The organism is Saccharothrix coeruleofusca, from assembly GCF_014648515.1.
Taxonomy (GTDB): Bacteria; Actinomycetota; Actinomycetes; order Mycobacteriales; family Pseudonocardiaceae; genus Actinosynnema; species Actinosynnema coeruleofuscum.
This window is the reverse complement of the sequence record NZ_BMRG01000001.1, coordinates 14,563-26,834: the sequence shown is the minus strand read 5'-3', so window position 1 is coordinate 26,834 and position 12,272 is coordinate 14,563. Positions and strand designations below refer to the sequence as shown.

Genomic DNA, 12,272 nt, shown 5'->3' with positions numbered 1-12,272 from the left:
ACCGCCGGCACGGTCCCCACAGGCTACCGGCCGGGACGCCGCCTGTACCGCTCCTGGTGGAGGACTTCCTCCAGGGGCAGCCTGCTGCGCCATCCGTGGCGCTCCAGGTCGGGGGTGTCGGGCAGCCCCGCCACCGGTCCCAGGCACAGCCAGGCCACCGGGCGCACCCTCGGCGGGATGTCCAGCAGCCTGCGCAGCACGTCCTCCCGGTAGAAGCTGACCCAGCCCACGCCCAGGCCCTCGGCGGTGGCGGCCAGCCACAGGTTCTGGATCGCCAGGCACACCGAGTACAGGCCCGCGTCGGCGATGGCGTGCCTGCCCAGCACGGCGGGGGAGCCCCGGTCCGGGTCGTAGGTGACCACGACGCCCATCGAGGATTCCATGATCCCCTCGACCTTGATCCGGGCGAACAGCTCCGCGCGCTCACCGTCCAGTTCGGACGCGAAGACGCTGCGCTCGGCCTGCACGTGGTCGCGGAAGGCGCGGCGGGTGTGCTCGTCGCGCACCAGCACGAAGTCCCACGGCTGGGACAGGCCCACGCTGGGCGCGGCGTGCGCGGCGGTGAGCACCCGGCGCAGCACGTCCGGCGGGATGGGGGCGCCGGTGAACTCACCCCTGGTGTCCCGGCGGCGGTGCAAGACGTCGTAGAAGCTCATTCCACGGATCGTGCCCCACCACCCCCTGACCAGCCCTCGTGGCATTCGTCTCACCAGCCGCGCCTCCCTTCCCCGCCTCCCCAACCCCCACGCGAGGCCGCGTCGGCCTGTCGGGATGCCTTTCGGAAAAATCACGCCCTTCGATTTTTCCGAAACGCGTCCCGATGGGCCGACTTCCAGGCGGCCGAGCCCGACCCGGCGGAGCCGGGTCAATTCAATACTGCGTTTCTCCGTCGGGGGAGTCGCGCCACTGGGGGAAGGGGCGGTCGATGTGCCAGCGGGTGCCGTCGTGGGTGAGCACGCGGTCTTCGCAGGTGTTGAGGTTGGACAGGGATTCGAACAGCTCGATGCTCCAGCCGAAGAGCCTGCGGCAGAGCAGCCGGATGGTCAGGCCGTGGGAGACGACGAGCGCCGTGCGCGGGTGGTCGGGTTGGCGCATCCGGTTTTCCAGTTCGCCCAGGAACGCGGCGAGCCGGTCGTCGACGTCGGCGCCGGATTCGCCGTTGGGGAGTCGGAAGAAGAAGTGGCCGAAGGCGTGCCGCTGGTGCTTGAGCACTTCTTGCTGCACCGGGTCCTGGAGGTTGCCCCAGTCCTGTTCGCGGAGCCGGGGTTCGGCGACGACCCGTTCGGCCAGCGGGCCCAGTGCCAGGCCGCGCAGGGTGGAGCGGGTGCGCACGTAGGGGCTGACGTAGACCGCGGCCGGGGTGCCGTCGAGGAGGGTCTTGATCCGGGGTCCGGCGGCGGCGGCCTCTCGTTCGCCGCGCCGGGTGAGCGGCAGAGCGTGGTCGGGTATACGGCAGTAGGCCAGTTCGTCGACGTTGCCGAGGCTCTGGCCGTGGCGCAGCAGGATGATCCGCACCCCGCCATGGTGCCGATGTTACAGTCCGGCAGCCATGCCGGACGGAAGGTGTCACATGATCAAGTACATCGCGCTGTACCGGAAACCGCAGGACGCCGAGGCGTTCGAGGAGCGCTACTTCCAGTCGCACCTGCCGCTGGTGGCCAAGACGCCCGGCCTGGTGCGCGCCGAGGTCGCCAGGGTCGGCCGGGTGTTCGTGCCGGGGTTCCTGGGCGAGAGCGAGCCGTACCTGGTCGCCGAGATGTACTTCGAGTCCGAGGCCGCGATGAAGGCGGCGTTCTCCTCCCCGGAGTGGCAGGCCGCGGGCGCCAACCTGACCGAGATCGGCGGGCTGGACCTGGTCGCGATGTTCGCCGCGGAGGTCGTGCAGCGATGATCGCGGCGGTGATCGGCGGGGGCACCATGGGCGCGGGCATCGCCCACCTGCTGCTCGCGGGCGGCCACGAGGTCGTGCTCGCCGAGGCGGGCGCGGAGCGCGCGGCGGCGGCCCAGGCGGCGGTCCGCGCGTCGCTGGAGAAGGCGTTCCAGCGCGGCAAGCTGGACCGGCCCGTCGAGGACCTGCTCGCCGCGCTGACCGTGGTGGAGAAGCTGGCCGACGTGCCCGCCGAGCTGGTGGTCGAGGCCGTTCCCGAGGACGCCGAGCTCAAGCGCGCGGTGCTCGCCGAGGCCGCAAGCGCTTGCCCCGACGCGGTGCTGGCCTCCAACACCTCGTCGCTGTCCATCACGCGGCTGGCCGAGGGCCTGCCCGGCGAGCGCTTCCTCGGGATGCACTTCTTCAACCCCGTGCCCGTGCGGGAACTGGTGGAGCTGGTGCACCACCCCGGCGTGGCACCCGAGGTCGTGGCGCGGGCGCGCGGCTGGGCCGAGGCGCTGGGCAAGACCGTGATCGAGGTGCGCGACGCGCCCGGCTTCGCCACCTCGCGGCTGGGCGTCGCGGTCGGCCTGGAGGCGATCCGGATGCTGGAGGAGGGCGTGGCGGACGCCGAGGACGTCGACACCGGGATGCGCCTTGGCTACGGCTGGCCGATGGGGCCGCTGCGGCTGACCGACCTGGTCGGCCTGGACGTGCGGCTGGCCATCGCCGAGCACCTGGCCGCCGAGCTGGGGCCGCGCTTCGAGCCGCCCGCGCTGCTGCGCGCCAAGGTCGAGCGCGGCGAGCTGGGACGCAAGACCGGGCGCGGCTTCTTCACCTGGTAAGCAGGACGGCGTGCGGATCAGGGACATCACCGCGGACGACGCGGCCGAGACCGCCCGCCTGCGCAAGGTCGCGTTCGGCAGCGCCCCCGACGAGGACCCGGCGCGGCCGGGCCTGCGCGGGCTGGTCGCCGAGCTGGACGGCCGCGCCGCGGCGGTGCTGACCATCCGGGAGTTCCACCAGTTCTACGGCGGGCTGCCGGTGCCGATGGGCGGCATCGGCGGCGTCGCCGTGGACCCCTACGCCAGGGGGCGCGGCGTGGCCACCGGCCTGCTCGACGCGACCCTGCGCTCGCTGCGCGAGCACGGCCAGCCGCTGTCGGTGCTCTACGCCACGGTGCCCGCCCTGTACCGGTCGTGCGGCTGGGAGCGGGCGGGCGTGTTCGAGTGGCTGGACTTGAGCGTGGACCGGCTGCCGCGCGGGCCGAGGGTGCTCTCGCGGGCGGCGTGGGAGGGCGACCTGGACGCGCTGCACGCCTGCTACCTCGACCTGGCCAGCGGGGTGGACGGGCTGCTCACCCGCGAGAAGCCCGCCGTCGACGTGGCCGACGTGCTGCGGCACGACGTGGTGTCGGTGGTGCCGGGGCACGACGGCGAGGTGCGCGGGTACCTGACCGCCGAGCGGACCCGCGACGGGCTGAAGGTGTTCGACCTGGTCGGCCGGGACGCCGACGCCGCGCTCGGGCTGCTGCGGGAGCTGACCTCCTGGGGCGGGACGCTGGAGCGGCTGTCGCTGCGGGTGACCGACCCGGCGGTGGTCGGGCTGCTGGTCAACCAGGGCATCCGGTACTCCGTGACCACCTCCACGTGGCTGCTGCGGGTGGTCGACCTGCCCGCGGCGGTGGCGGCGCGGGGCTGGCCGGGCGCGGCGTTCCTGCGTCCGGCGGCGGTGGACCTGGAGGTCGTCGACGAGCACGCGCCCTGGCACGCCGGGCGGCAGCGGCTGGTCGTGGAGGACGGGCGGGTGCGGGTCGAGCCCGGCGGCAGCGGCGCGGTCCGGGTGCACGCGCGGGCGCTGGGGCCGTGGTTCAGCGGGATGCACGACACGCGCGCGTTGCGGCGGGCCGGGTTGCTGGACGGCGGCGGGGACGCGGCGCTGCTGGACCAGCTGGTCGCCGCGCCCGGCGTGCCCAGGCTGGCCGACTTCTTCTGACCCGGCTCCGCCCGGTGCCCTGGGACCAGGACAACTACCCTGGCCAGCCGTGTTGCTCGACGCGTTGGAACTGATCGGGATCGCGGCGTTCGCCGCGTCCGGCGCGGTGGCGGCGGTGCGGGCCCGGCTGGACGTGTTCGGCGTGGTCGTGATCGCGCTGACCACCGCGCTCGGCGGCGGCGCGCTGCGCGACGTGCTGCTGGGCGTGCACCCGCCCACGAACCTGGTCACCTGGCCCTACCTGCTGGTGGCCTCGGTGACCGGGGTGGTGGTGTTCCGCTTCCACCCGGCGCTGGCCCGGCTGCGCCGGTCGGTGCTGCTGCTGGACGCGGTCGGCCTGGGCCTGTTCGTCACCTCGGGCACCTCGACCGCGCTGGCGCTGGGCGTCCCGGCCTACGCCGCCTGCCTGGTGGGCATGACCACCGGCATCGGCGGCGGCGCGCTGCGCGACGTGCTGCTGCGGGAGATCCCGCTGGTGCTGCGCCGGGAGATCTACGCGGTCGCCGCGCTGGCCGGGGCCGCCGTGGTCGCGGCGGGCGACCGCCTCGGGCTGCCCGCCGGTCTCACCGCGCTGGCCGGCTCGGCGCTGATCGTGGCGCTGCGCCTGGTCGCCCTGTGGCGCCGCTGGAACGCCCCCGTCCCCAAGGAGCACTGATCCCGCGAACCGGGCGTTCCGGCACCGCGAGTTCGCTTTCCGCGCGATCCGCGGGTGGCGGCGGAAAGACGGGACAGCTCACACCGGGTTCTCAGGCGGCTCTCAGGACCAGGGGCAACACTGAGCCCATGCGCATCCTCGTTGTCGACGACGACCGGGCCGTGCGTGAGTCGCTCCGCCGCTCACTGCAGTTCAACGGCTACCAGGTCGACCTGGCCGGAGACGGCCAGCAGGCGCTCGAATCCGTCCTCACCCAGCGCCCGGATGCGATGGTCCTCGACGTCATGATGCCCAGGCTGGACGGCCTGGAGGTGTGCCGCAGGCTGCGCAGCACCGGTGACGACCTGCCCATCCTGGTGCTCACCGCGCGGGACGCGGTGTCCGACCGGGTGTCCGGTCTGGACGCGGGCGCCGACGACTACCTGCCCAAGCCGTTCGCGCTGGAGGAGCTGCTGGCCCGGCTGCGCGCGCTGCTGCGGCGGGCCGCCCCGGACGCCGGGGACGAGACGGCGGGCGCGGTGCTGCGCTTCGCCGACCTGGAGCTGGACCCCAACACCCGCGACGTGCGGCGCGGCGACCGGTCGATCAGTCTCACCCGGACCGAGTTCGCGCTGCTGGAGCTGTTCCTGGCGCACCCCAAGCAGGTGCTCACCCGCGGTCGCATCCTGGAAGACGTGTGGGGCTACGACTTCCCCACCTCGGGCAACGCGCTGGAGGTCTACGTCGGCTACCTGCGCCGCAAGACCGAGGCCAGCGGCGAGCCGAGGTTGCTGCACACCGTGCGCGGCGTGGGCTACGTGCTGCGGGAGACCCCTCCGTGATCGATGCCGGTGGCCGCTTCCAGCGGTTCTCCCTGCGCGCTCGCGTGACCCTGCTGGCCGCGTTCTGCGTGGCCGGGGCGGTGGCCCTGGTGTCGCTGGGCGCGTACCTGACGGTCAGCCAGAACCTGCACGCCCAGCTCGACGCCCACCTGCGCCAGCGCGCCGAGGCCGCCGTGGCGGCCCCCAAGGTCAACAACGAGGTCGACGAGATGCCCGGCGCGTTCCTGGCCGCCGGGGACATCCGCATCGGCGTGCTGCACGTGGACGGCAGCATCGTGTACCCGAAGTACACCGTCCGGCCGCCGACCCGCGACGCCGACCTGGAGGTGGCGCGGGGGAAGGTGCTGGAGAACATCTGGACCGACACCCGCACGGACTTCCGGGTCATCTCGGTGCCCTACGGCGACGGCCAGGCCATGGTGATCGCCCAGTCGATGAAGCCGATGCACACCACGCTGGCCAAGCTCAGCGTGGTGCTGTTCGTGATCAGCGGGCTGGGCGTGCTGGTGGCGGCGGCGGCGGGCACGGCGGTCGCGCGCACCGGTCTGCGGCCGGTGCAGCGGCTGACCGAGGCCACCGAGCGGGTCGCGCTGACCGGCGACCTGCGGCCGATCCCGGTGTCCGGGGACGACGAGCTGGCCCGGCTGACCCAGCGGTTCAACGCGATGCTGGGCGCGGTGGCCGAGTCGCAGGAGCGGCAGCGCAGGCTGGTCGCCGACGCGGGCCACGAGCTGCGCACCCCGCTGACGTCCATGCGCACCAACCTGGAGCTGCTGCTGGCCTCCGAGCGGCCGGGCGCGCCCACGCTGGCCGAGGAGGACAAGGCGGAGATCCACGCCGACGTGCGCGCGCAGCTGGACGAGCTGACCACGCTGATCGGCGACCTGGTGGAGCTGGCCCGCGAGGACGCGCCGCAGGTGGTGCAGGAGCCGGTGGACCTGGTCGAGGTGGTGGAGCGGGCGCTGGACCGGGCGCGCAGGCGCGCGGCGACCGACATCCGGTTCGAGGTGCGGCAGCTGCAGCCGTGGTCGCTGCTGGGCGATTCCAGCGCGCTGGAGCGGGCGGTGCTGAACCTGCTGGACAACGCGGTGAAGTTCACCCCGGACGACGGGGTGGTGCGGGTGGAGCTGCGCCAGCTCGGTGACGGCAGCGCGGTGCTGGAGGTGGCCGACTCCGGGCCGGGGGTCGCCGAGGCGGACCTGCCGCACGTGTTCGAGCGCTTCTACCGCTCGTCGGAGGCGCGCACGCTGCCCGGCTCCGGCCTGGGGCTGGCCATCGTCAAGCAGGCGGCGGAGCGCCACGGCGGCGCGGTCTACGCGGGCCGGGCCCCGGAGGGCGGCGCGCTGTTCGCGGTCCGCCTGCCCGGTCGCCCCTGACCCCGGTCGGAGGACACCCAACGGAGTCAACCCAACACGGAGTCAAACAAAGTTGCGCACGTTGTGCTCTTGGTTGTCGTGCGTGTCAACCCCTGTCACTTGGCTGCTGAACTCCATTTTTGGGTGTCCGTAACCGAGGTGTGCGCGGTCGGGCGGGCGGGAGTGCCGAACAGACCCGAACGATCAGTCATGTTTGACTGTGTTGACTTGGCGGTCCCGTTCGGCCACGCTGAGCGCCATGACGAGCTGGCCCACCGCCCTGCCCGGCCTGGCCTGGGGGGCGGACTACAACCCCGAGCAGTGGCCCGAGGCGGTGTGGCGGCAGGACGTCGAGCTGATGCGCCGGGCCGGGGTCGACCTGGTCACCGTCGGCGTCTTCGCGTGGGCGCTGCTGGAGGTCGAGGAGGGGCGCTACGAGTTCGGCTGGCTGGACCGCGCGCTGGACCTGCTGGCCGAGCACGGCATCCGGGTCGACCTGGCCACCGCCACCGCCGCGCCGCCGCCCTGGCTGACCACCCGCTACCCCGACGTGCTGCCCGAGCGGGCCGACGGCGTGCGGCTCTCGCACGGCTCCCGGCAGGCTTACTGCCCGACCTCGCGGCGCTACCGGGACAAGGCGGTGGCGCTGGCCCGCGCGCTGGCCGAGCGCTACCGGGACCACCCGGCGCTGGCCGCCTGGCACGTCGGCAACGAGTACGGCTGCCACGTCCCGCGCTGCTACTGCGACCGCTGCGGCGCGGCGTTCCGGGAGTGGCTGCGCGCCCGCCACGGCGACCTGGCGGCGCTCAACGAGTCGTGGGGCACGGCGTTCTGGAGCCAGCACTACACCGACTGGGCGCAGGTGCTGCCGCCGCGCGTGACGCCGAGCTTCGGCAACCCCGGCCAGCTGCTGGACTTCGACCGGTTCTGCTCCGACGCGCTGCTGGAGCTGTTCAAGGCCGAGCGCGACGTGCTGCGCGAGGTCACCCCCGGCGTGCCGGTGACCACCAACTTCATGGTGATGTGGACCTTCGCCGAGCTGGACTACTGGGCGTGGGCGCGCGAGGTCGACTTCGTCTCCAACGACCACTACCTACGCGCGGAGGACCCGGAGCGGCACGTCGAGCTGGCGTTCTGCGCGGACCTGGTGCGCGGTCTGGCGGGCGGGCGGCCGTGGCTGCTGATGGAGAACTCGACCTCGGCGGTCAACTGGCAGCCGCGCAACACCGCCAAGCCGCCCGGCGAGATGCGGCGCAACGCCTACGCGCACCTGGCCCGAGGCGCCGACGGCACGCTGTTCTTCCAGTGGCGGCAGTCGGTGGCGGGCGCGGAGCGGTTCCACTCGGCGATGGTGCCGCACGCGGGCGAGGACACCGGGGTCTTCCGCGAGGTGTGCCAGGTCGGCACGGAGTACGCGCGCCTGAAGGAGATCGTCGGGTCCACTGTGGACGCCGAGGTGGCGCTGGTGTACGACTGGCAGTCCCTGTGGGCCTCCCGCCAGCCCGCGCACCCGACCGTCGACTTCTCCTACCAGGACAACGCTCTCGCGCTCTACCGCGCGCTGTGGCGGGCCGGGGTCACCGTGGACTTCGTGCCGCCCGACGCGGAGCTGTCCGGCTACCGGCTGGTGGTCGTGCCGTCGCTGTACCTGATGGACGACGCGGAGCCGCTGGCCTCCTACGCGGCGGGCGGCGGCCACCTGCTGGTGACCTACCTGTCCGGCATCGCCGACCGGCGCGACCACGTGCACCCCGGCGGCTACCCCGGCGCGCTGCGCGAGCTGCTGGGCGTGCGCACCGAGGAGTTCTTCCCGCTGCGCCAAGGGGAAACCGTCCGGCTGGACGACGGCGGCGAGGTCGCGGTGTGGACGGAGTGGCTGCACGCGGAGTCCGCCGAGGTGGTCTCCCGCTACGCCGACGGCCCGCTGGCGGGAGTGCCCGCGGTGACCCGCCACGGCGACGCCTGGTACCTGGCCTGCGGCCTGCGCGGCGAGGGGCTGGACGCGCTGGTGGCCGCCGTGCTGGACCGGGCGGGCGTGGCGCGCGGCCCCGAGGGCGTCGAGGCGGTCCGCCGTCGCGGTGCGCTCGACGGCGCGGACGTATCGTGGCTGGTCGTGGTCAACCACGGCGAACGCGACGCGGAACTGCCCGCGACCGGCCTGGAACTGCTCTCCGGCGCGCGGGTCGGTGGACAGCTGCGGGTGCCCGCGGGCGGCGTGGCCGTGCTCAGGGAAGAGGTGTGACGTGCTGGCGCGACAACGGCAGGCGGTGATCCTGGAGGAGGTCCGCCGCACCGGCGCGGTCCGGGTCAGCGACCTGGTGGTGCGACTGGGCGTGTCGGACATGACGGTGCGCCGCGACCTGGACGTGCTGGCCTCGCGCGGGCTGCTGGAGAAGGTCTACGGCGGGGCCACCTCCGTGGTCGGCCGCAGCACCGACGAACCCGGCTTCGAGGCCAAGTCGGTGCGCCAGCTGCCGGAGAAGGAGGCCATCGCGGCGCGGGCGGCCGGCCTGGTGCGGCCGGGCACCGCGATCGGGCTGTCGGCGGGCACCACGACGTGGACGCTGGCGCGGTTCCTGGACGACATCCCGGACCTGACCGTGGTGACCAACTCCATCCGGGTGGCCGACGTGCTCCAGCAGAGCGGGCGCACCGACCGCACGGTGGTGCTCACCGGCGGCGTGCGCACGCCGTCGGACGCGCTGGTCGGCCCGGTGGCGGTGCAGGCGCTGCGGTCGCTGCACCTGGACGTGGTGTTCCTGGGCGTGCACGGGATGGCCGAGCGCTCCGGCTTCACCACGCCGAACCTGAACGAGAGCGAGACCGACCGGGCGCTGGTGGACGCCGCGGGGCGGGTGGTGGTCCTCGCCGACCACACCAAGTGGGGCACGGTCGGCATCTCCACCATCGCCGACCTGGACGAGGCCCACGTGCTGGTGACCGATGAAGGACTGCCCGAGCAGGCCAGGGCCGTGCTCGGCGAGCAAGTGGGCGAACTGGTGCTGGCGCACGTGCCCGGCAGGGGAGAGGAACTCGCGTGAAGCGCACGGCGGGCAAGCTGGCCGACGGCCGGGAGATCATCTACTACGACGACTCGCCGGACGCGCCGCCGCGCCAGGCGGTGGACACCAGGGACCTCCCGCGCACCCAGCCGCTGTCGGAGGTGCGGCGCGACCCGCTGACCGCGGAGTGGGTGGGCATCGCGGCGCACCGGCAGACCCGCACCTACAAGCCGCCCGCCGACCTGTGCCCGCTGTGCCCGTCCACGCCGGGCAAGCCGACGGAGATCCCCGAGTCCGGCTACGACGTGGTGGTGTTCGAGAACCGGTTCCCGTCGTTCGCGCCGACCGTGCCGGACCTGCCGCCGACGGTGGACGGGATGCCGATGGTGGCCCGCGCGCCCGGCCTGGGCCGGTGCGAGGTGGTCTGCTTCACCTCCGACCACAACAGCTCCTTCGGCGAGCTGAGCGCGGGCCGGGTGCGCACCGTGGTGGACGTGTGGGCGGAGCGGACCGCCGCGCTGGCCGAGGTGCCGGGGGTGGAGCAGGTCTTCCCCTTCGAGAACCGGGGCGAGGAAATCGGCGTCACGCTGCACCACCCGCACGGGCAGATCTACGGCTACCCGTTCGTCACGCCGAAGACCGAGCGGATGCTCTCGGTGGCCGGGAAGTACCTGGAAGAGCATGGACGTCCACTTCTGGGTGACATCTTGGCGGCGGAGCGCGCGGCTGAGGTCCGGGTCGTCGCGGAGTCCGGGCACTGGACCGCGTTCGTGCCCGCCGCCGCCCGCTGGCCGGTCGAGGTGCACGTGGTGCCGCACCGCCAGGTGCCGGACCTGCCCGCGCTGACCGACGCCGAGCGGGACGACTTCGCCCGGCTGTACCTGGAGGTGCTGCACCGGCTCGACGGCCTCTACCAGCGCCCCCTGCCCTACATCGCGGCCTGGCACCAGGCCCCCGTGCGCACCGGCCGCGACCTGGCCTGGCTGCACCTGGAGGTGTTCTCGGTGCTGCGCACGGCGGACAAGCTGAAGTACCTGGCCGGGTCGGAGTCGGGCATGGGCGTGTGGGTCAACGACGTCACCCCGGAGCAGATCGCGGAGCGGCTGCGCGCCTCGGCGCGGTGATCCGCGGACTCACAACTGACGCCCAGGTCTGTTTAAGCCTCTTCTCAGGCGGGCACCGCACAGTGGTGGACATGACCGAGAACGAGCCGCAGCAGCCCCAGCAGCAGCAGCCCCGGACCACCGAGCCCAGCCCTTGGGCGCGCGATACCGGGGGTTCCGGTCATGATCAGGACCACCCGCGCCAGGGCGCCGGTGGTTCCGAGGCCGACCGGGCGGGCGCCGTGCAGGGCGGCCCCGCCGGGACGGAGTGGGCAGGCGGTCCCGGCGCTGTGCAGGGCGGCGACGGGACCGCGCCCGGTGTCACCGACCGGGGTGCTGTGCAGGGCGGCACCCCGGTCGCGGGCACTTCCTTCCCCGGCGTCCCCTTCGCGGGCGCTCCCGGTCCCGCGCCGGAAGCGGGCTGGTCCCACGGCGCGCAGGACCCCGGCCAGCCCGGACAGACCTCTGGCCAGATGCCCGGCCAGGCCCCCGGACAGCCCGGTCCCTACTACCTCGCGCCCGGCGCGCAGGTGAGCGCCCCGCCGCGTCCCCGAGGTCGCGGCAAGGTCGTCGCGGGCGTGGCCGCGCTGGTGCTGGCCGTCGGCGGCGTCGCGGGCGGGGTCGGCGGCTACTACGGCTACCAGGCCGCGGAGGACGCCACCGTGGTCAACGCGCTGGACGCCCCGCCGCCCGCGCGGCAGACCGGCGGCGCGGCCGAGGGCTCCGTCGAGCAGGTCGCCCAGAAGGTGCTGCCCGTCGTGGTGCAGGTGCAGGTCAGCGGCGGCGCCGGGTCCGGCATCGTGATCAGCTCCGACGGGTCGGTGCTGACCAACAACCACGTGGTCGAGTCCGCCGCCAACGGCGGCCCGGTGCGCGTGCAGTTCCAGGACGGCAGCACCGCCGACGCCGAGATCGTCGGCCGCGACCCGTCGTCGGACCTGGCCGTGGTGAAGGCCCGCGGCGTGTCCGGGCTGCCCACCGCCGAGCTGGGCACCTCCAGCGACCTGCGGATCGGCCAGGAGGTGGTGGCCATCGGCTCGCCGTTCGACCTCAACGGCACGGTCACCTCCGGCATCGTCAGCTCGCTCAACCGCCCGGTGCGGGCGGGCGGCGAGAACGGCAGCCAGTCCTCCGTGCTCGACGCCATCCAGACCGACGCGGCGATCAACCCCGGCAACTCCGGCGGCCCGCTGGTGGACATGCAGGGCCGCATCATCGGCGTCAACTCGGCGATCTACAGCCCCAACTCCGGCCGGTCCTCGCAGGCGGGCTCGGTCGGCATCGGCTTCGCCATCCCGATCGACCAGGCCCGGCGCACCGCCAAGGAGCTCAGCGAGAACGGCCGGGCCACGCAGACCGTGCTGGGCGTGCAGGTCACCGACGCCGACCGGGGCGGCGCGCTGATCCGCGAGGTCAGCGGCGGCGGTGCGGCCGAGCAGGCGGGGGTCAAGGCGGGCGACGTGGTGACCAAGTT

12 protein-coding genes are annotated in these 12,272 nt (G+C 73.7%); 10 read left to right on the top strand and 2 right to left on the bottom strand.

Going from position 1 to position 12,272, the window contains the following annotated elements:
* Positions 1–23 precede the first annotated feature (23 nt).
* Entirely contained in the window at positions 24–656 is a 633-nt protein-coding gene (bluB, locus tag IEZ00_RS00155; protein WP_189220965.1) for a 5,6-dimethylbenzimidazole synthase, read from the bottom strand.
* 214 nt (positions 657–870) lie between these two features.
* Positions 871–1,515: a histidine phosphatase family protein gene (locus tag IEZ00_RS00150; protein ID WP_189220964.1), complete on the bottom strand. Its 645-nt coding sequence runs from the start codon at positions 1,513–1,515 to the stop codon at positions 871–873.
* Positions 1,516–1,570: 55 nt separating this feature from the next.
* On the opposite strand from IEZ00_RS00150, the gene IEZ00_RS00145 reads away from it, so the two are divergent.
* The 10 genes from IEZ00_RS00145 to IEZ00_RS00100 form a co-directional block, all read left to right on the top strand.
* A complete protein-coding gene (locus IEZ00_RS00145; RefSeq protein ID WP_189220963.1) occupies positions 1,571–1,891 on the top strand; it encodes an EthD family reductase in 321 nt (106 codons plus the stop codon).
* Positions 1,888–2,712 (top strand): 3-hydroxyacyl-CoA dehydrogenase family protein, encoded by an 825-nt coding sequence (locus IEZ00_RS00140; RefSeq protein WP_189220962.1) that lies wholly within the window; start codon positions 1,888–1,890, stop codon positions 2,710–2,712. The genes IEZ00_RS00145 and IEZ00_RS00140 overlap by 4 nt, the downstream gene beginning before the upstream one ends.
* A gap of 10 nt (positions 2,713–2,722) precedes the next feature.
* Positions 2,723–3,862, top strand: coding sequence for a GNAT family N-acetyltransferase (locus tag IEZ00_RS00135; protein WP_189220961.1), 1,140 nt, complete (start codon positions 2,723–2,725; stop codon positions 3,860–3,862).
* A gap of 49 nt (positions 3,863–3,911) precedes the next feature.
* Positions 3,912–4,517 carry a trimeric intracellular cation channel family protein gene (locus IEZ00_RS00130; RefSeq protein WP_189220960.1) on the top strand — a complete coding sequence of 202 codons (606 nt, stop codon included), beginning with the start codon at positions 3,912–3,914 and terminating at the stop codon, positions 4,515–4,517.
* Between the two features lie 128 nt (positions 4,518–4,645).
* Entirely contained in the window at positions 4,646–5,338 is a 693-nt protein-coding gene (locus IEZ00_RS00125) for a response regulator transcription factor (RefSeq protein WP_189220959.1), read from the top strand.
* A complete protein-coding gene (locus IEZ00_RS00120; RefSeq protein ID WP_189220958.1) occupies positions 5,335–6,714 on the top strand; it encodes a HAMP domain-containing sensor histidine kinase in 1,380 nt (459 codons plus the stop codon). Before IEZ00_RS00125 ends, IEZ00_RS00120 begins: the two co-directional genes overlap by 4 nt.
* 238 nt (positions 6,715–6,952) lie before the next feature.
* Entirely contained in the window at positions 6,953–8,935 is a 1,983-nt protein-coding gene (locus IEZ00_RS00115) for a beta-galactosidase (RefSeq protein ID WP_189220957.1), read from the top strand.
* Position 8,936: 1 nt separating this feature from the next.
* On the top strand, positions 8,937–9,734 hold the full coding sequence (locus tag IEZ00_RS00110; protein ID WP_189220956.1) for a DeoR/GlpR family DNA-binding transcription regulator: 798 nt from the start codon (positions 8,937–8,939) through the stop codon (positions 9,732–9,734).
* On the top strand, positions 9,731–10,819 hold the full coding sequence (gene galT / locus IEZ00_RS00105; protein ID WP_189220955.1) for a galactose-1-phosphate uridylyltransferase: 1,089 nt from the start codon (positions 9,731–9,733) through the stop codon (positions 10,817–10,819). Before IEZ00_RS00110 ends, galT begins: the two co-directional genes overlap by 4 nt.
* Before the next feature lie 71 nt (positions 10,820–10,890).
* Positions 10,891–12,272: trypsin-like peptidase domain-containing protein (locus IEZ00_RS00100; protein ID WP_229794833.1), on the top strand; the 1,382-nt coding region annotated here is incomplete at its 3' end.

Bases quoted from the DNA above. Each gene is read 5' to 3' on its own strand.
- IEZ00_RS00140 (WP_189220962.1), top strand. From the start codon at position 1,888: ATGATCGCGGCGGTGATCGGCGGGGGCACCATGGGCGCGGGCATCGCC.
- IEZ00_RS00145 (WP_189220963.1), top strand. From the start codon at position 1,571: ATGATCAAGTACATCGCGCTGTACCGGAAACCGCAGGACGCCGAGGCG.
- bluB (WP_189220965.1), bottom strand. From the start codon at position 656: ATGAGCTTCTACGACGTCTTGCACCGCCGCCGGGACACCAGGGGTGAG.
- IEZ00_RS00115 (WP_189220957.1), top strand. From the start codon at position 6,953: ATGACGAGCTGGCCCACCGCCCTGCCCGGCCTGGCCTGGGGGGCGGAC.
- IEZ00_RS00125 (WP_189220959.1), top strand. From the start codon at position 4,646: ATGCGCATCCTCGTTGTCGACGACGACCGGGCCGTGCGTGAGTCGCTC.